This window comes from Massilia consociata, assembly GCF_042432755.1.
Lineage (GTDB): Bacteria > Pseudomonadota > Gammaproteobacteria > Burkholderiales > Burkholderiaceae_D > Telluria > Telluria consociata.
On record NZ_JBHLWP010000044.1, the window covers coordinates 65,237 to 84,747 of the forward strand.

Genomic DNA, 19,511 nt, shown 5'->3' on the forward strand with positions numbered 1-19,511 from the left:
GCGGACCCCTCGATGACGACAACAAACAACAAATCAACTTCTATAGACCAATCCCAGCTCAAGTGGATCGCCGACTTCATTTGGAACATCGCCGACGACCGGCTGCGTGACGTCTACGTCCGCGGCAAGTATCGCGACGTCATCCTTCCTTTCATTGTGCTGCGCCGGCTGGATGCCCTACTGGAGCCGACGAAGAAGAACGTGCTCTCAATGAAGGCGCAGATGGATGCTGCGCAGGTTGCCAACCAGGATGGAGCGCTGCGCAGCGCTGCCGGCCAAGCTTTCTACAACACCGCGGTGACCACCCTGGCTGACCTGCAGGCCATCGCCGGGGGGCAGCGCTTGCGCGACAGCTTCATCGCTTATTTGGACGGCTTCTCGCCGAACGTGCAGGAGATCCTGACCAAGTTCAAGTTCCGCGACCAGATTCAGACGCTTGTGGAAGCGGACATCCTGGGTCACTTGATCAGCGACTTCCTAAACCCTGACATCAATCTGTCGCCCAAGAATGTGCTGGACGAAGATGGGCGCGTTCGCCTACCAGGCCTGGACAACCACGGGATGGGCACGGTGTTCGAGGAACTGATCCGCCGCTTCAACGAAGAGAACAACGAAGAGGCCGGCGAGCACTTCACCCCTCGCGACGTTGTCAGCCTGATGGCCAAGTTGCTGTTCCTGCCGGTGGCCGACAAGATCCAGTCCAGCACCTATTCGCTGTACGATGGGTGCTGCGGTACCGGCGGCATGTTGACCGTGGCCGAAGACGCACTGATAGAGTTGGCCAGGGACCACGGCAAAGAGGTTTCCATTCACCTCTTCGGGCAGGAGATTAACTCCGAAACCTACGCCATCTGCAAGGCTGATTTACTCCTAAAAGGGGAAGGCGCTGAAGCGGACAACATCGTTGGCGGCGCCGATAAATCTACTTTGGCAGCCGATGAGTTCAAGTCCCGTGACTTCGACTTCATGCTGTCGAACCCGCCCTACGGCAAGAGCTGGAAGACGGACCTAGCCCGCATGGGTGGAAAGAAGGCGTTCAGCGATCCCCGCTTCATCGTCAAGCACGGCGACGACCCAGAGTTCAAGTTGATTACGCGCTCCAGCGACGGTCAGCTGATGTTCTTGGTTAACAAGGTGCAGAAGATGGTGCACAACACCGAGCTAGGCAGCCGCATCGCGCTGGTCCACAACGGCTCGGCGCTGTTCACCGGCGATGCCGGCCAAGGCGAAAGCAACATTCGCCGGTGGGTGATCGAAAACGACTGGCTGGAAGCGATCATTGCGCTGCCGTTGAACATCTTCTACAACACCGGCATCGCTACCTACATCTGGGTGCTCACCAACCGAAAGGCCGAGCAGCGGCGTGGAAAGGTGCAGCTGATCGACGCCAGCCGCTGGTTTCAGCCACTGCGGCGCAACATGGGCAAGAAGAACTGCGAGATGTCGAAGGACGACATCCAGCGCGTGGTGCATCACTACTTGGCTGAACTACCAACAGACGCGCAAGCCACAGCGGCCACACCGGAGTGCAAGTGGTTCAACAATGCCGACTTTGGCTACTGGAAGATCATCGTCGAGCGCCCACAGCGGCTGAAGAGCCAGCTCAGCCACCGTGCCATCGAAACCCTGCGCTTTGCGTCAGGCGACGAGGCCCTGCGCATTGAGGCGTACGGCCGTTGGGGCGAGAAGCTCTACACTGAGTTTCACAAGGTCCGGCCTGAGATGGAGGCCTGGCTGAAGGGCGACAACAGCGCGTCGGACGATGATGAGGACGAAGCCGACGACGACAGCGACGCCAAGCCTGCGCGCAAGGCCGTGCCCGAGAAGCGCCGCAAGAAGTTGCTGGACCAGACAACCTGGGCTCGCGACAAGCAGCTGATTGACTTGGCGCGGCTTGCGCAGAAGGCGCTGGGCGAAGGTGTGTTCGACGACCACAACGACTTCCGCATCAAGTTCGAGGCCGCACTCAAGACAGTCGGCCACAAGATCACCGCCTCTGACAAGAAGCTGATCTACCGCGCCGTTAGTTGGCGCGACGAGAAGGCACCGCCAGTCATTGCGAAGCGCACCAAGCTGAAGGCCAGCGACTATTTTGAGCCCGGCTTCGACGGCGCTTACCTAGAGCAGGATGGCAAGGACCGCTACATGGTGGAGTACGAGCCCGACACCGACCTTCGCGACACCGAGCAGGTACCGCTGACCGAACCCGGCGGCATCGAGGCCTTCTTCCAGCGTGAGGTGCTACCCCATGCAGACGATGCTTGGATCGACATGACCGCGACGAAGATCGGCTACGAGGTATCGTTCGCGCGCTACTTCTACAAGCCGGTGCCGCTGAGGACGCTCCAGCAGATCAAGGACGACATCCTTGAGTTAGAACGCCAGACGAGCGGCCTGCTGCAGAAGTTCGTGGGAGCGGTCTGATGCCGGTACCGTACCCCAGCTACACGCCGTCGGGCCTATCTTGGGCGCCCCAAATTCCCGAGGGGTGGCAGGTGCAACGTAATGGGCGGCTCTTCAGCCACCGCGTCGAAACCGGGTATCCGGACTTGCCAATCTTGGAGGTATCTCTGCGCACTGGTGTGCGTGTGCGCGACATGGTCAACGGCAAGCGCAAACAGGTCATGAGCGCGAAGGAAAAGTACAAGCGTGCCGTCAAGGGCGATATCGCCTACAACATGATGCGCATGTGGCAGGGCGCGGTCGGCCCGGCGCCGGCTGACGGGCTAGTTAGCCCTGCATACGTGGTGGTCAAACCGCATGCAGGCGTTAACTCCGCTTACTTCAGCTACTTGTTCCGCACGGCGGCCTACATGCAAGAGGTCAATAAATACTCACGAGGCATCGTGGCAGACCGGAACCGACTCTACTGGGAGTCTTTTAAGCAAATGCCTTCCTTGGTTCCGCCGCCAGGCGATCAAAATCAAATCGTCGCCTATCTTAGAACTTACGAATTGCGATCCACGCATCTGATTCGGCATAAGCGCGAATTAATCAGATTACTCTCCGAGCTGGTTGCTTCAATCGTAGATCGCGCTGTAAGGTATGGTGTAGGGGCGCAGCCGAATTTGAAGAAATCTCAAATTGACTGGCTTGGTGATGTGCCGGAGCATTGGGTAATCTGCCGCGCAGATCAAGTACTTACCCCTGTCCGTAAGCAGGTGAAAATGGCCTCGCTTGCTGGGCAGGATGTTTTTCACTACTCAATTCCAGTGCTATCGAAGACTGGTGACGGGAGAGCAGAAAGCTCAACTGCGATCGATAGCGACAAGCTTTTGATCTCGGGCGGCGAGTTACTTGTGTCGAAGCTGAATCCCCACAAAGGTTATGTGCATCTTTCGAGAGAGCATCCACTGCCCATTGTTTGCTCCTCGGAATTGGTGCCGCTAATGCCAAAGAAGTGCCTTCCAGAATTCGCCAAATTTGTCTATCAGTGCAGGACTGTCAGAGAGTACCTGCAGGCTAACGCACGCTCTGCGACTCGAAGTCATAGCCGAGTAGATCCCGCTCTGATCTCAAAAATGGTATGGGCGTGGCCAGATATCGAAGAACAGCGGAGCATTGTCGAATACATACAGAATGAAAATGCTCCGCTTTTGAATGCAATCGAACAGGCAAAGGATGAAATTCGGCTTGTTCGAGAGCTTTGTGACGGCCAGATTGCGCGCGTAGTGACTGGTCAGTTCGATGTCCGCACTTGGCAGCCAGACCCCGAAGACCCTATCACCGAAGAAGACCTGACGGCGCTCGGCGATGATGACGACAACGACACCACGGAAGAGGAAACCGATGGCGACGACGGACACGACTGAAAAGGGGCTGGAAAGCCTGATCGTGCGGCACTTGACCGGGCAGCCCCCAGCGCAGGCCGTACTCACCAACACCGTGCAGGACGACGCTGGTCACTATGTCGTGGGCAGCTACGTGCAGGGCAGCCCGGCCGACTACAACCGCGACTTGGCGCTGGATGTGCCCAAGCTGCTGGCCTTCCTGCAGGACACTCAGCCCAAGTCCTTCGCGGCGCTGGGCCTGGGCGACGAGGGCACCAAGCGCACCCAGTTCCTACACCGCCTGCAGGGCGAGATCGCCAAGCGGGGCGTGGTGGACGTGCTGCGCAAGGGCGTGAGTCACGGGCCGGCCCATGTGGACCTGTACAAGGTGCTGCCCACGCCCACCGATCCGGCATCGGCGGAGAACTTTGAGAAGAACGTCTTCAGCGTCACGCGTCAGCTGCGTTACAGCAACGACGAGGCCCAGCGCTCGTTGGATATGGTGATCTTCCTGAACGGTCTGCCGTTGATCACCTTTGAGCTGAAGAACTCGCTGACCAAGCAGACCGTGCAGGACGCCGTGGTGCAGTACCAGACCACGCGGCCGCCACACGAGCTGCTGTTTCAGCTGGGCCGGTGCATGGTGCACTTTGCGGTGGACGATGTCGAGGTGCGCTTCTGCACGCACCTGACGGGTAAGAACTCGTGGTTCCTTCCCTTCAACAAGGGCTACAACGACGGCGCGGGCAACCCGCCCAACCCGCATGGTCTGAAGACCGACTACCTGTGGAAGCAGGTGCTGGCCAAGGAGTCGTTGGCCAACATCATCGAGAACTTCGCTCAGATCGTTGAGGAAGAGGACGAGAAGGGCAAGAAGAAGCGCAAGCAGGTCTTCCCGCGTTACCACCAGCTGCGCTCGGTTCGAGCGCTGCTGCAGGCGTCGCGCAGTGAGGGGGTAGGCCGCCGCTACCTGATCCAGCACTCGGCAGGCAGCGGCAAGAGCAACACCATCGCTTGGCTGGCGCACCAACTGGTAGAGCTGAAGGCGCCGGCTGACCCGCTGAAGCCGCTGTTCGACACGGTGGTGGTGATCACTGACCGCCGCGCGCTGGACACGGCCATCGCCCGCACCATCAAAGGCTTCGACCATGTTTCATCGATCTTTGGCCACTCCGACAGCGCCGACGAGCTGCGTGGCTACCTGAGCCAGGGCAAGAAGATCATCGTCACCACAGTACAGAAGTTCCCCTGGGTCCTGGACGAGCTGGGCGGCATGGCGGCTAAGCGCTTTGCGCTGCTGATCGATGAGGCTCACTCCAGCCAAGGCGGCAAGACCACGGCCAAAATGCACTTGGCCCTGTCTGGCAGCGATGGCGATGAGGAAGGCGACGAAGAGTCGGTGGAAGACAAGGTCAACCACCTGATCGAGTCGCGCAAGATGCTGGGAAATGCCAGCTACTTCGCCTTCACTGCCACGCCAAAAAACAAGACACTGGAGCTGTTCGGTGAGCGCTATGAAGAAGGCGACAAGGTCCACTTCCGCGCACGGCCGGAGCTGACCTACACCACCAAGCAAGCCATCGCCGAGGGCTTCATCCTCGACGTGATCAAGAACTACACGCCGGTGGCCAGTTACTACCGCGTGGCCAAGACGGTCGAAGACGATCCAGATTTCGACAAGAAGAAGGCGCTGAAGAAGATCCGGGCTTACGTTGAATCGCACGAGAAGGCGATCCGCAAGAAGGCCGAGATTATGGTGGACCACTTCACAGTCCATGTGGCTGGCAAGCGCAAGATCGGCGGCCAGGCACGGGCCATGATCGTGTGCAGCGGCATTGCCCGCGCGGTGGACTACTACTTCGCCGTCTCCGACTATCTGAAGGAGATCAAGAGCCCGTTCAAGGCCATCGTGGCGTACTCGGGCGAGCATGAGGTCAACGGCCAGAAGCGCACCGAGGCGGACCTAAATGACTTCCCCAGCAAGGACATCCCCGCCAAGCTCAAGCAGGACCCATATCGCTTCCTGATCGTGGCCAACAAGTACGTCACCGGCTTCGACGAGCCGTTGCTGCACACGATGTATGTGGACAAGCCGCTGGCCGGCGTGCTGGCCGTGCAGACGCTTTCCAGGCTGAACCGCGCCCATCCGCAGAAGCACGACACATTCGTGATGGACTTCGCCGACAATGAGGAGGCGGTGAAGGCAGCGTTCCAGGACTACTATCGCGCCACTGTGCAGATGGGCGAGACCGACCCGAACAAGCTGCACGATCTGAAGGCCGATCTGGATGGCCACCAAGTCTACGCTTGGGCACAAGTGGAGCAGTTGGTGGCGCTGTTCGTGAACGGCTCTGAGCGGGACACCCTCGACCCAATCTTGGACGCCTGCGTGGCGGTCTACACCGAGCAGCTCAACGAGGAGCAGCAGGTCGAGTTCAAGGGCAAGGCGAAGGGTTTCGTGCGCAGCTACGGCTTCCTCGGCGCCATCTTGCCCTACGGGCACCCAGCATGGGAGAAGTTATCGATCTTCTTGAACTTCCTGATCCCGAAGTTGCCGGCGCCTAAGGAGGAAGACCTGTCCAAGGGGGTGCTGGAAGCGATCGACATGGACAGCTACCGCCCCGAGGTGAACGCCTCACTGGCGATGGCCATGGACGAGGCCGACGGCACGCTCGAGCCGGCACCGATGGGTGCCGGTGGTGGGCTGCCCGAGCCCGAGGTGGACAAGCTGTCCAACATCATCAAGGCCTTCAATGACCTCTTCGGCAACATTGAGTGGAAAGATGCTGACAAGATCCGCAAGGTGATCGCCGAGGAGATCCCGGCGAAGGTGGCGCAGGACACGGCCTACCAGAACGCTCAGAAGAACTCCAGCAAGCAGAACGCCAAGCTGGAGCACGACAAGGCGCTGGGCCGCGTGGTCCTGGCCCTGCTGGCAGACCACACCGAGCTCTTCAAGCAGTTCAGCGACAACGCGAACTTCAAGCGATGGTTGACGGACTCGGTGTTTGATGCGACGTATAAGAAGCCGCCCCCGGGCATTGGGGGGCAGGCTTTAAATTGAAGACGGTAGCGCTGCAGCTTGCAGCGCTTACGAAGCCATTCTGGACGCCAGTTGGATAAGGGGACATTCTGACGGCAGGTTCGGGACAATGCTTCGTTGGTCGAGTCTGCGGTTACAGGTTATGACTCTGGAGCGTTATCGTGCAGATCCTTCAGGAAGTCCCACTTTCCTAGAACGTAGGTTTGAGGCGGAATATTATGCGTTGCGCGCAACCTACGACCTAGCGTCCACGCGGAGTGTCCCACTACACGAAGCTGTCTTTGTGACTCTTCTGCACTCTCAACCGCGCCGGCAACATTATGTAAGAAGTCGATGGAACCATTACCGAAGCTGATCTTTGGGGTGAGAGACATAACCTCTGAGGCAAGGTCTGGCGCAATCCACCGCCATTCCGCCGCAGACGGTAATTCGAGCGGCGGTAGGGCTGGAAACGCTCGAAGAGAGCCCCCCTGTTCATAAAGCTCATTCAAAGCATCGGAAATATGGCTAATACGCATGGCGCACTCGATGGCATATCGCTCCAGAGTGACTGCTAGCTGTAACGCAACAAATTGCCGTTCGCGTGCCGCTTTCTCTTCCTCGCGGGAGTGCTCTTTCCACCAAATGACAACTTGAGTAACTACCCCTGCTACGACACCCGACCCAAGCATCAGCCCAAGTGGAGATATGTCCCAAGTTTGACGCTCGAGCAGGTACCAGATAAAGATCAGAAGTCCAACGCCTGCCACCAATGTGATTGCTTTTCTTAGAGACATTTGAATCTCATATAGTTTTGTGCTCCAGCGCGCCAACGATGTTCACCGAATGTCGTATATCGCTGTCGGTCCAGTCCAAGATTTCGCCACGACGTCATGTTGAACGGATCATGTCGTCAGAATGGGAAAGTGTAGGTGATTGTTGCCATCACGACAAGTCCACGGCGATGTTAGATGGTCTTCAGCTACGCGTCATGTGCGCCCGTACAGGCGCGAGCGGTAGCCGGATGCTGTGCTTGGCACCTGCTTGTGCAGTATCGTTCACAAAATTTTTGCTTAAAGCAATATTCCCAGTACACTGGGTGGTCACGGATGTGTTGGCGTTACCGGGGCGTCACGCACTAGGAGCCAGATGGCTGGAGCAATAGTCGTAACTGTTCTTGTGCCTTGGCAGTGCCATTAGCCTAGGATCCCGCCGAATGTCGCTGCTGTGCTGAATGCATTGCGTGCCTTGGACAACACGCCGACATGTTTAAAGGCTTACACCTCACCACCAATCTACCAAGGATGAAATTCACATGGAGTCCGTTCAGCTGCTGACGTCGAATACATGGCCAAAATTGGCCGAGCTCAGTAAGAACAGCGGGCCGATCAAGGCAGCCATCGCCTATGTTACCGCCGCCCATATAGGGTTCCAAGAGGGCGATTTGCTGGTCTGCGACGCGTCAGACAAAGCCATCCGCGGTGGTATGACGAGCGCCGCCGTGCTGGCGGAATTTGTGCGCGACGGCGCCCAGGTGTATTCGATTCCGGGCATGCATGTGAAGATGGGCACGTTTGGCCGCTATACCTTCATCGGCTCGGCGAACATGTCGGCCACGGCTGGGACGAGAACACTGGAGGCCTCACTGCTGACGACCGACGTTCAGGTGCGCAGCTCAGTTCTCGGCAATCTCGACGAACTGCTGAAAGACCCAACGCGGTCCCGCGTCGACGACGCGTTCGTGAAAAGGATCGCAAAGCTACCGGTCGCGTCGGGTTCGGCGTGGCCCGAGCGTAAATCCGATGTTATCCCCGACCCGCCGCCGGCACCAAGCACTTGGTGGGTCTCGACGAAGCCGTTGTCGAGCCGCGCCGAGCGCGAACTTATTGCACAGAGGCCTGAGCTAGCGAAGACCGCGGCCAAGGTCCTGCGTAGCGCGGCCGGCCTGAGTTTGGGAGGACGCGAAGACGCAAGCGTAGCCAACTTTGAGGCAGTGGAGCACATTGTTTTCGCAACAAGCGCGCGCCTCCTAAAGCACCTGCGCTGCGGCGACATCCTTATCGTATGCCATACTGGGGCGGGAGGACGCGCCACGGTGTCGGCGCCTGCTACCTTCCTGGCGACCGAGGTGCGCAATGGCCGCGCCTATGTGCTTTACCTGCCCCGACCCGATGCCGGCACCGTGGCCTGGTCCAAGGCGCGTGCGCAGCTGCAGAAAATCGGTAGCACTATTACGGCTGACTCTGTGAGACGGCTGACGAAACGCGACAGCCCGATTCTCAGGTATCTCGATGCCCTGTGAAACAGCGCCATAGAGGCAACACTGTCACGGTCCGTTTTGCCTAGGCCTAGCCGTGCTGAAGGAGCTTCCTCTAGCGGCATTCCGACTTTCGACGTATAAGCCGTGTCGCTCTAACGAATATCGATTCGCCTTCACATTTGAAAATGATTTGGCGCGTTGCTAGAGTCCGATGTTCGCTCTTGGCAGTGGATCCCATCAGTGCACGCTAAGCGCTAAGCGCTTTGCTATACCACCTACCGAGACGAACCGCCAAAGCCCAAGGTTACTAATATTTCGCCGATGACTGCGTTGAAAATAGTGGAAATCGAAGACACACCTTTTGTCTTCCGACTGCACCCGACTTGGTACGCATGGTTGAACGAGGCCCAGTTGTTGGGCCCGCACTTCACCAAGCGTATGCAGCTGTTGTTGCGAGAAATAGAAGTGAACAAAGAAACTTTGTGGCCGGTGCACACGCGCTGGTTGGCCGCGTTTGAGGATGATCCTGAAAAAATTCGCGTCGTTCTACTTGGGCAAGACCCATATCCGACACCTCACCGTGCCACAGGGCACAGCTTTGAGATTGCTGGGATGGCGGATGACTCGTTGCGTACCATTTATGCGGCTATTCACAGGACGTACCCAATGGCGCGTATTGACTACGAATGTGGGGATTTGTCTCACTGGCGAAATCAAGGCGTTTTGCTACTGAATGCGGCCCTGTCCGTTTGTGGTAATCGTTTGAGGCTGGTGAAGAAGAAGGGCGAACTGGTCATGCAGAACCGACCACGTCAGATGTTCAAGTATTGGTCTCGATTTACCAAGGGCGCTTTGCGTGTGCTGTGCGAGCGGCGTCCTTACCTGGTGTTCATGTTGTGGGGAAGACCTGCCACCAACTGCCACACGTTGCCGAAAGGCCCTATCAAAGGTCACCATGGCGTGACCATGTCGTACCATCCGTCTGACCTAGCGCAAACGGTCAGCAATCCCGCAAACCCGCCATTGAACCTCTTCCAATCCGTGGCGCATTTCCGTCAGGTCAACAACCTGCTTCAAGCGCATTATTTAGAGCCTATCGACTGGTCTACATTGCCTCCATGAAAGCCGTCTCTCCATTGCTATGGACGCTGAAGGCCGCACTGTATCTATTGCGACCTACGCGTCCATCATGAGCGACGAGTAGACGTTTATCAGATGTTCCGTTCGGTTGCTTGCGCGCTCATCTTTTAGCGGTACGTCGAAAGGTCTTTTTAGAAATCTTTTTAACCTTCGGCGAGTCGAAGATCGTCGTTTTGTCAGCCGCAGGAGCTAAAACTACACCCCATCTTCGAAGTTTCTCCATCGCTAGCTCTATCCGATAGAGGCCGAGATAGTCAAAAAGTTTATCGTCGGACATCGAAATGGTGCCGGACCGCAACTCTTCACTTAGCAGATGCAGGACCAAATTTACAGGAATACGCACGAGTTCAGGATCTGCTTCCTTATCGGCCTGAACCAGTCGTTCAGCTCCCAGAAGCGCGGTATCGAGCCAGCGGTCGGCCAAATTTGAAGGTAATGCGGCAGATGGCGGGTTATGTAGTACCTCATGCGCAAGTTGCGAACCCAGGCTAATTGAATTGTTCACAACACTCTCCTTAAACGATTGAGGCGTAGATGCCGTGGCCTATTTTGCCCGTTAACTCAATGATTGGGGGATGAGACTTGGCGGACATGAAAATTTTGAGGAGCTGGTGGCAATTGGCGCGGCCATACGAGCTCGTCGGCGGGCTCAAGAGATATCTCAGGAGCACTTGGCTCTTTTGGCTGGGATCGACCGAAGCCATATGGGTAAGATTGAACGAGGTGAGCGCAACGTAAGTGTCATGAACCTCATCCGCATATGCACGGCGTTGCAGACCCGTGCTTCTGAACTGCTGGCAACTGCAGACTGCTGAAAAGTTACCGGTTGAGTCCGAGCATGATCACTCCCCCTCATGCTGTTCGGAACGAACGTTATCTACGACCAGCGTAGGCGCTTGGTGCACGGGACGGTTACCGCGGTGCTGTTCACGCTGCAGTTTTTCAATTTCCTCCTTGACCGCACTTTCAAGCTTGTTCATGCGCACCCGCATCGCCGCGCAGGTGGACAGGAGCTGCTTATTTATCCTTTCGAGCTGCCTGTTTCTCTCACGCAGCTTACTGTTGACGTTCTTCAGGTCGTATTCGCCGGGCTCTCCCTCTTTTCCTTTCCGGATTTCTTCCCGCACTTTGGGATAGCGGCAGTTGTCGTGACCGATCAGGGTACGCGATAGCCCTCGCCAGATCCCTTTTTCATCCGGGCCACCGGCTTCCAGCGCGACAGCACTCACGTCGACGCGCAGCTTGCCGGCCTTGGCTTTCCTCTGTAATTCTGGACACACTGGCTTGCCTTCCTTCAGTCGCTCAATCGCGTCCAGAAACCGTTTTTCCATGCCCTCATAGCTCGCGGGCAAATCCTTACGCTTACCCCGCATGACTTTCTCCTTCCAGCACGATTTCCGGTAACGGAACATCCAGGAACTTGAGATAGGTGGCTGACTGTGCGGCACGCTCCTTGGCCACCCTGAAGTCGTTCGCTTTGCCCTGCGCTTTGGCCTGCAGGTAGGCGGTGTTGTTTGACACGTAGCGATCGTGCCAGAACTCCACCGATTCTGGCCCCACCATGAACAGGAAGCATCCGGTACAAACACTGGGCTCGCGGGTAGCGTAGTTGGGCGCCGTGTTAGCCCAGTGCACCGTCTGCGCCCGCTTATGGCACTCCGCTTCCGTCGGCGCCAGACCAGGGATACAGCCGCCATAACCATGGAAGAACAGTTTCAGGCTGCGTTGTGAGCACCAGGAAAGCATGGCTTGCCTGGCCTCGGTGTCGTTCTTGCCTTTGATGATGGTGCCCAACTCGTCCTGGTACTTTTCGAGCAGCCTAGCAAGGCGGCCTTCCATTTTGGGGGCTGTTCCACGTGCGAACTCCAGTAGCCTGTCTGTAGTTCGGTATAGGTTATGCTCTGCAACGTCTTTTAGTAGCGCATCATTCGTATTAATGTAGGCACCTTCGGTCATAGCAATGCTCAGGTGCTTGAACTGCCGCGCGATGGCAGGCAGCAGTTTCGGGTTCACTTGGAATACGAACTGCGCGTAAGTTTTGCGCCATTGGTGCGTTTGCAGGCACTCCCCCTTGCTGTCAATGTACTTTTGCGTATCAGGAGTCGCCTTGACAGTGGCCCAGTCGACATGAGCGGCAACGAATCTCCTCTGCCATTTCAGCATTATTTCATTCGTTAGAGCCGATATTATTTGGCCATCCATAGGGAAGCCCTCGCTCGCATTAAACGCCACGAACAGGGTTTCCCGCACTTTCCCGTCACACATGTCGCGAAAGGGTTGCAGCAGTCTTTGGATCACTTCCACTGCGCGCACCGAGTTGGGCAGCACACCCGAGCCGCGTGGTCTCGCTGCCAACAGCCATGTTGCCGATTCCGGCGTAGGGCGCGTTTTTGAGAGCGTGCCTTTCAGGTAAAACAGCTCCAGCATGCCTGATTTAGACAGCCGCATCTCAATGCAGGCAGGCAAGCCGGTTTCGGGGTCGATGCCTGCTGGGAGGCTGCACAACTCGTTGGCGCGCATGCCTGTCTCGGATTGCAGGATGATGGAGCAGGCTCGCGACATGTCGTCCGCTAGCAGTCGCAAGGTTGATGCGGGCGACTCCACTTCGCCCAGCGGCGAATGCCATGGCTGGTCGCTTCCTAGAAGCACCGAAAATTCCCATTTCTTCATGTGCCTCGAGACAGTCGCAGATGTTTTATAGGTGTCCCGCAATGCCAGCATGTCTTCAACCATGCGCAGAACATCGGGGGCGGCTGTTTCCATATACGCATGCGCAGCGTTCATGATAGCGACCGCCACTTCATCGGGAAGCGGCGGTATTTTTCGAACGGCCTTTGTCGCCATCTCCTTGGCCAAGCGGCCGGCTTTTCGTCCGCCGAACGGCTCTTGGGGTAGTGGCTTGACCCCGGCGGCACGCATGGCCGCACGCTGGTCCCACATATAACGCCAGACCACCAACCGGGCCAGGACCCATCCCACCGTCACTTGCAGAGATGTATCCGTGTCCTGCGAGGTTTCTTTATTGTCCTCTCGATCTGTTGTATCGATAGCTTCTAGTTCGTTCTCATCAAGCAGGTCTTCCAACGAATCTTCCTGCGCGACTCCGTCCAGCCGCGCCTGTAAGTCGTCCAAGTAGCGCTGCGAAGCCGTGCTATCGAGTTCGCTCATCCGGGCATAGCGGTTTTTCACCATCCACTGGAGCAACTCACGAAATCCAATGAGTAAGAATCTAGCGGTACCGGGCTTGAGCGCCTCGCCAGTACGGGGACCGGCGAACAGTGACCAGACAAGCCGCCGGAACTCTTCAAGCAAGTCGGCATGGCAGGCATCTAGCAAATTGGTGCCATCGTCAAAAAGCAAGTCCCACTGAATTTTTGACGATTGAGGTTTCGCTCCAGACGTAAGATTGTCCAGGAACCAGCTGCTATCCTGCCAGCGACTGGCTGAGGACACCCAGGGATTTGGGCGCCCTTCGGTAGGATACCGAGGCATGCCGCTGCTTATCTCACTGACTATTGCCTCGGTCGTATGCTCGCCCTGCAATATTTTCTTCCGTGCGGTACCCATGCGGGTTACTCCAATGGCGGCAAGGAGGGAAATTTCATTTGCCTGACCTCCGCTAGTACGTGGTCGGGAATTTGCGGAAGCCAGAATTCGGTCAAGGCTTTCCTCGACGGCCCATATCGCTCAAGCCAAGCAGTGGGAGCCATGGTCTCCACCGCGTTGTCGATAGCATCAAGCAGATTGAACGCTTGCGCGGCAGAGTAACAGTCGTTGGGATTCATGCTTCCGAGTGGGCAGGCTGGACAACGTCCATAACCACCGCACAATCTATCCTTCTCGTACAACGGGCTGTCATACGGGTCGACACAGGTCCAGCCCGGAGTGGCGGCGCCGATATCTGCGCCCACCGGCTTGCGGCGCGGGTCCGACTTACCCTGCGTCTTTCGAAAGCGCTCTCGCGTCGCGGACACTTGTGCGAGGGCTTCATCACCCCGTTGCATCTGCGCATCGGTGGTATAGCTCTGGTAAGTGGTCTGCACTTCTACATGGCCCGCGGCGGCCTGCTTGGCCCGAATGTCGCCGCCAAACTCGACGTCCACGATATCCAGCCCCGTGGGGCGGAACTGCCTGAAGGTATAGTATGTAAGCCCGTGCTTCCGGAAGAACGCTTTGTACGCATAATCGAAGTTGAAGTCGCCTCCGGGATTGGTCACGCCGTCGAAGCCCTGCATCCTTTTATTTGGCGAGGTAGAGCCGGTCACGTACAGGAACAGCCTGTCTTGCCACTCTGGGGCCGACGTCGGCCGGAACCAGCTCGTCCACTCCACCAAGAATTGCCAGAGGAAGGCAGGGTTGTCGGGTGCATCCTCTACAGGTAGGATTCTCTCCTGGGGCCGATAACGGGCGCGTTTCTTTACCGGCGCCGCCCTGAACAGTTTCTCGCCTTCCTTTTCCTCCGCGCTGTCTGCAGCATCCTCCTCTTCTATAAGGGACGCACTTGCAAGAAATTCCGGCCTTCCCAATTTTCCGGTAACGATACGGTAATCGCTCACCTTACTACCCATCAAGGTCGCCTTGTTGTAATCTAAGTGGATGGCCATCATTAATACAACTGGCACCAAATCCCTTACCGAGGGGTAGAAGCAGGCACTAATTTCGCTAGTCCCTCCTCGTCGTATTGCTGCCTCAGCCAAGGACCGATCGTTTATCGATTTGAGCCATTCTTGGGTAAGAATTTGCCGGGGATAGCGACGGTGCAGCGTGGCGAGCAGTACGCCGAGATCGTTATACTGGTTACGTAAGTTGCGAGCTACGCCTTTACCACAGACCGTTTTCTTGGCCGGCTCCAGCGCCAATGCCACTGGATGATGCAGGTTTGCTTGCAGGCTAGCGCGCATTGCATTTACCCGCCCGGTGATCTCGATGATTTCCTTTTTGCAGGCCTGGTAGATTTTCCGATAATCCTCTTCCTGAATGATCGGTGTGGGCTTGCGACCTCGCCCTTGACCAGCCCACATGCCAGGCCGTACGCTCAGGTCCGAAGCAAGCTGCGGAGCCCACTTGTCGGATTGTTTCAGGTATTCCGTCACTTGGCGGAGGTGGCTCATCCGATGTTGACGGGTTTGGAGCGCGTATATGGCCAATCCTGTCTTATCCGCTTGGTCGAGCCAGCTTTTAAACCCCTCGATGTGGGATGTTGTCAGCTGCTCGAGCCTTATATTATTAAGAGCTTTTTCTTCCAGGAAGGCGAAGAATCCGAATTCCAGTTCGCGCCCCTTCTTAAAACAAGTCGCGTACGTGGAAGCTTTGCTCTTGCAAATTTCTCGAATGGCTTGCGCAAACGGCTCGCTCAGATGAGGGAAGGCCAACAGGTACGAGAGATCAACTGTGTCCTCTTTTTTCTCCCCTTCTTTGGGGCACATCAGTTCTATCCTGTCCGCGCTGCGCACCAAGCGGTAGTGACGGGCTTGGTCCGGCGAGACGGTGCCTTCCCGCTTGGTCCGGGTTTTTCCCTCGTACGCATTGGAACCGCGGCGGCTAGTCATGATTACCTCCAACGCGTTGTTTCGCTCGATAGGACACTTTGCCGGCTCGCGCTTTTTCCTCGATCGTCACCACCTTCAAATAAATGTCTCGGGTCGTTTCTACGCTGGCGTGCCCCAGCAATTCTTTAATTGGCAGCCATGGCTCGGGCTTCCTGTTGTCTACTTCATTGAAGTACATCGTCACCGCGAAGGTGTGGCGCAAATCGTGGTAGCAGTGTGCTGCGGCGCGACGAAGTACGCTCACTTCTGTCTCGTTCCCATCGTCGTCCTCCACGACATGAATTTCCTGCACAGTTTTCATCACGCCGGCGGCTTTGCATGCTTGGCGGAAAGCATGGGATAGGGAAGCTGGCTGTATGGCATTCCCTGCGTGCTGCAAGGGATAGGCGTGGTTCACGAAGAGAGCGTCCGGCTCCTTGTACTTCTTTCCGTGCTTGGTTGAATAAGCCTTGCCTGCTAAAACGGCCGCTGTACGCTCTCCGTCAATGTAGCGGACTAACTCTGGAATGAGGTAGCACGGCACCAGGACGTTGCGAGGCTTGAGCCTTTTTGTCTTAGTGATGTACAACTTGAGGTAGCCATACTCCCTGTCCTCTTCGCTCAAGAGCAAGTAGTCCGTGTTGAGCTTGAGGATATGACGCACCGTCAGGCTGGCCGCTTCATCTACACGTATGCCGGTAGTCAACGAGAGTTCGCAGGCAAGCCGGTCGCGGGAAGGGCGAGGATTTTCTTCCGGCTCGCTTGGCAGCGGCCCTAGTTCGCGCTGAACTCCGCGCCATTCGGCCGTGCTAAGAGGGTGGACGACTCCTGTCTCGCCAACTTCTTCGGCATACGGAGAAAGCTCGCGCGTGGTGTCGCGGCCAGCGCGCAAGTGCACCATAGCGTCCCTGTCGGCTGGCCTAATGCGTCCTTTTTTGAACTCCGAGGTTTTCAAGAACGTGCCGACATACCAGTCCCGCTTTTCGGCCTCTTTATAGAAATTCTCAACGGTGCTTTGCCGGCGCCGAATTGTGGAATGAGACAGGTATTGCCTGGTATGAGGACTCACGGCGTCCTGGAGCGCCTCCCGGTAGTTGATGTAGTCGTCTTCTGTGGCGGCGTCCCAAGCTTTGCCCACCTTGCTATTCTCTTCAATTTCGTTTTCACAGACCTCGAGGAAAGCAAACCAATCACGCAAGTCATAGGCGTACGCTTCAGCCGTATTCTTTTTCCAGCTCCGGCGCCCCTTACGTCTGGCGAACTTCTCATGGAGATATAGCAGCACATGCTCTTGGATCTCGATACCTTCGTCGCTCTCTACCACTAGAAACGGAAACCCTTCAGGCAAGGCGGATTTGGAGAGCGGGTCGTTCTTCGGTAGTTCGTTAGCCTTCCAGAGAGTGATCATTTTGTCCCTCGCGACGTTATCAATGTAGATGAACACGCCGGAAGCAGAAGGCGCTCTACATATACGTTCAGAGTGATTTGGTGGACAAGAGTTCATCTCCTTCATATCAATCTATGAGGACGGTCAAAGAGTGGCACTAGCGTGGACGATGTAGATATCTCCAGTCGAGGAAGAAGGAAAAGTTGGACTTTGGGGAAACAAGAGAACTGAACACTTTTCATCGCTCATAAATCCACGCAACCAGTTCTGGCGCCTGGTCTCCGCCGTGTTTGGCGAGGACCTGGCCGCGCTTCCCTATGCCGAGCGGCTGCCGCGCCTGCTGGCGCACCACGTCGGCCTGTGGGACGTGCTGGCCGCCTGCGAGCGCGAAGGCAGCCTCGATTCCGCGATCCGCAAGCCGGCCGCCAACGATTTCGCGCGCCTGCGCGTGCTGTGCCCCCAGTTGGAGACGGTCGGCTTCAACGGCCAGGCCTCGGGCAAGTTCGCGCCGCAGTTCGCGGCCCACGGGTACCGCACCGTGGTGCTGCCGTCGAGTTCGCCGGCGCACATGGCGATGACGTTCGAGCAGAAGCTGGCGCTGTGGCGGCAGTTACAGGAGCATACGAAGGCTGATGGTTTCATGCCAGCTCAGAGCACCTTATTTTAAGGGGCAGGGGCTGCGCCAGGACTGGCAAGACGGAACGGACAGCTCTCCTTTATGCGGCCGCACTAATCGTACCGACTGTTGTAGGCGTAATTGTCCAAATACCGGTCGGATGCCGAGGACGAAGGCACAATCCTGATAGTCGGCATCGCCAGGACGGCCTGGCCCAAGTACGCAGTCTTGTAGAGCCCGTCAATGTCCCGCCACCGAATGAGAACGGCAGTGCCGTCGTTGCTACCGCTTTCCAGGTAAAGCGGATTGCCGAGCCGGTTCTGGCTCAGGACCTCGTTAGTCGTCGTGACAAGCTTGTCGCCTGGCCCGAGCAGCAGCTCGACGCGATATGGCTTGCCGAACTCTTCACGGAAGTCTGGAACACCTGAAACTGCAGCCACCAGTTTGACGAGACCCGACGTATTCCCTCCCAGTCGGTTAAACAACGCATTCCCCAGGCCCGGAGCCAGCAACGCACGCGGCGTAGCGATCTGGTAGAGGCGACGCCGCGCGCGGTCGGTATTTTGAAGCGCAATAACGGGCGTTCTGGCGGCTGTCTCGGACCAGGTAACCGAGACCCCGGTATTGATCGCTGCCGCAAGCAGCGGCGCGGCGAATGAAATGCGTTTCGCCTTTTCTGCATCGGATACCTGGTCCATGGAGATGGCCGACTTGGTCGATATCTTGTCGAGTGCCGCAAGGCCGATCAAGGCGCGTTCCACTTGGTGGTCCTCCTGTTTTTTCGTAGCAAGGAACTTTGCCAGATCAGGATCGTTCAGATTAGCGTCTGCCAGGGTTTCTGCAGCCTGCTGTTGCAAATACAGGAAATCTTCGTTCGGATTCGATGGGGTGCTACGCAATATGGGCCTTGCCAGTTCGGCGAGACGCTCTGACGTGATCGACCTGCGAAGATAGCGGAAGGCCGCCGCCTGGGTATCTAGATCCTTGCCGTTCACGAATAAATCGACCGCCACCTCGGTCAGGGAAGGGTCGAATGCGAAAGTCCTCAGCAAGACGGCCTTCCGATGAGCGGGGGCCTTCGGATCGAGCAGGATCTTCCTGATTGTGTCCATAATTAGGACGCGGTGTTCGCCGCCACCGATCAGTGGCGCTTCGGATGACAGTGCGAGCGCCAGCTCGGCAAAGTCGCCATCTGATGTACTTGCACTTGTCAGATCAGCCAGCATTTTGTCGATCCACATCGAACTTATCTTGATATTGCCGTGAAAGCCGGCTCTCGTGCCGTAGCGCGCACGATCCATGATGAGCGCATTGACGGCCATTCGTGTCGTCAAATGCGAGATAGGTCCATGAAGCGGGGAAGCAGGTTCCGCAATGTTCAGCCAAGACTTTACTTGGCCGGCGACAAAGTCCTTGACGAAGGTCTGGATCTGGAAATATCCACCAACGCCAAGGACGGTGGCCACGACAATCAGTGTAACCAGGAGATTGCGCGCAAACTCGAAAAGTTTAACGATGCGGTCCACCGCGTTCGTCGTCTGCTTGTTCGCAGCTTCCTCCAGGTTTTTCAGGCAGACGGCCTCGGCCAGCTTTAGGTCTGCGTGACGCTGGTCATATTTGTTCTGAAGTTCAAGAAGTCGTGTTTCCAACGCTGAGATGGATTCGCTCAGCCTTGTTGACTGTACGGTATGGGGTTTGGTCGACATGTCCCTGCTCAGAAAATGCCGACCATAACATGTAGATGCTCAAAAGAAAGTTGTTGATTTAAAATTATGTTGCCAGAATAAC

General features: G+C 56.9%; 14 protein-coding genes. 7 read left to right on the forward strand and 7 right to left on the reverse strand.

What is annotated here, in order from left to right; all coding sequences use genetic code 11:
* Nucleotides 1-12: 12 nt before the first annotated feature.
* From ACFFJK_RS22725 to ACFFJK_RS22735, 3 genes are read left to right on the forward strand one after another with little or no spacing between them, the layout of a single operon-like run.
* Complete coding sequence (locus tag ACFFJK_RS22725) at nucleotides 13-2,424, forward strand: type I restriction-modification system subunit M (protein WP_379681930.1); 2,412 nt, start codon at nucleotides 13-15, stop codon at nucleotides 2,422-2,424.
* Nucleotides 2,424-3,812 carry a restriction endonuclease subunit S gene (locus ACFFJK_RS22730; protein WP_379681931.1) on the forward strand — a complete coding sequence of 463 codons (1,389 nt, stop codon included), beginning with the start codon at nucleotides 2,424-2,426 and terminating at the stop codon, nucleotides 3,810-3,812. Before ACFFJK_RS22725 ends, ACFFJK_RS22730 begins: the two co-directional genes overlap by 1 nt.
* Complete coding sequence (locus ACFFJK_RS22735; RefSeq protein WP_379681932.1) at nucleotides 3,790-6,834, forward strand: type I restriction endonuclease subunit R; 3,045 nt, start codon at nucleotides 3,790-3,792, stop codon at nucleotides 6,832-6,834. Before ACFFJK_RS22730 ends, ACFFJK_RS22735 begins: the two co-directional genes overlap by 23 nt.
* Before the next feature lie 119 nt (nucleotides 6,835-6,953).
* Here ACFFJK_RS22735 and ACFFJK_RS22740 read toward each other — a convergent pair whose 3' ends face one another.
* The gene (locus tag ACFFJK_RS22740; protein WP_379681933.1) at nucleotides 6,954-7,589 is read right to left on the reverse strand and encodes a hypothetical protein; all 636 of its coding nucleotides are present in this window, start codon (nucleotides 7,587-7,589) and stop codon (nucleotides 6,954-6,956) included.
* Nucleotides 7,590-8,107: 518 nt separating this feature from the next.
* Between ACFFJK_RS22740 and ACFFJK_RS22745 the strand changes: the two genes are divergently transcribed.
* A complete protein-coding gene (locus ACFFJK_RS22745) occupies nucleotides 8,108-9,094 on the forward strand; it encodes a hypothetical protein (RefSeq protein WP_379681934.1) in 987 nt (328 codons plus the stop codon).
* 297 nt (nucleotides 9,095-9,391) lie between these two features.
* Nucleotides 9,392-10,174 carry a uracil-DNA glycosylase gene (locus ACFFJK_RS22750; RefSeq protein WP_379681935.1) on the forward strand — a complete coding sequence of 261 codons (783 nt, stop codon included), beginning with the start codon at nucleotides 9,392-9,394 and terminating at the stop codon, nucleotides 10,172-10,174.
* A gap of 118 nt (nucleotides 10,175-10,292) precedes the next feature.
* On the opposite strand, the gene ACFFJK_RS22755 is transcribed toward ACFFJK_RS22750, so the two are convergent.
* Nucleotides 10,293-10,697, reverse strand: a complete 405-nt coding sequence (locus ACFFJK_RS22755) for a hypothetical protein (protein WP_379681936.1) — start codon at nucleotides 10,695-10,697, stop codon at nucleotides 10,293-10,295.
* Nucleotides 10,698-10,767: 70 nt separating this feature from the next.
* Here ACFFJK_RS22755 and ACFFJK_RS22760 point away from each other — a divergent pair, with 70 nt between their 5' ends.
* Nucleotides 10,768-11,007 (forward strand): helix-turn-helix domain-containing protein, encoded by a 240-nt coding sequence (locus ACFFJK_RS22760; protein WP_379681937.1) that lies wholly within the window; start codon nucleotides 10,768-10,770, stop codon nucleotides 11,005-11,007.
* Between the two features lie 27 nt (nucleotides 11,008-11,034).
* Here ACFFJK_RS22760 and ACFFJK_RS22765 read toward each other — a convergent pair whose 3' ends face one another.
* From ACFFJK_RS22765 to ACFFJK_RS22780, 4 genes are read right to left on the reverse strand one after another with little or no spacing between them, the layout of a single operon-like run.
* Nucleotides 11,035-11,565 (reverse strand): hypothetical protein, encoded by a 531-nt coding sequence (locus ACFFJK_RS22765; protein WP_379681938.1) that lies wholly within the window; start codon nucleotides 11,563-11,565, stop codon nucleotides 11,035-11,037.
* Nucleotides 11,555-13,759, reverse strand: coding sequence for a hypothetical protein (locus ACFFJK_RS22770; protein WP_379681939.1), 2,205 nt, complete (start codon nucleotides 13,757-13,759; stop codon nucleotides 11,555-11,557). Before ACFFJK_RS22770 ends, ACFFJK_RS22765 begins: the two co-directional genes overlap by 11 nt.
* A gap of 5 nt (nucleotides 13,760-13,764) precedes the next feature.
* The gene (locus ACFFJK_RS22775; protein WP_379681940.1) at nucleotides 13,765-15,741 is read right to left on the reverse strand and encodes a site-specific integrase; all 1,977 of its coding nucleotides are present in this window, start codon (nucleotides 15,739-15,741) and stop codon (nucleotides 13,765-13,767) included.
* Nucleotides 15,734-17,233: a tyrosine-type recombinase/integrase gene (locus tag ACFFJK_RS22780; RefSeq protein ID WP_379681941.1), complete on the reverse strand. Its 1,500-nt coding sequence runs from the start codon at nucleotides 17,231-17,233 to the stop codon at nucleotides 15,734-15,736. The genes ACFFJK_RS22775 and ACFFJK_RS22780 overlap by 8 nt, the downstream gene beginning before the upstream one ends.
* A gap of 121 nt (nucleotides 17,234-17,354) precedes the next feature.
* Between ACFFJK_RS22780 and ACFFJK_RS22785 the strand changes: the two genes are divergently transcribed.
* On the forward strand, nucleotides 17,355-17,774 hold the full coding sequence (locus ACFFJK_RS22785; protein WP_379681953.1) for a DNA-deoxyinosine glycosylase: 420 nt from the start codon (nucleotides 17,355-17,357) through the stop codon (nucleotides 17,772-17,774).
* Nucleotides 17,775-17,836: 62 nt separating this feature from the next.
* On the opposite strand, the gene ACFFJK_RS22790 is transcribed toward ACFFJK_RS22785, so the two are convergent.
* Entirely contained in the window at nucleotides 17,837-19,429 is a 1,593-nt protein-coding gene (locus ACFFJK_RS22790) for a hypothetical protein (protein ID WP_379681942.1), read from the reverse strand.
* Nucleotides 19,430-19,511: the final 82 nt, after the last annotated feature.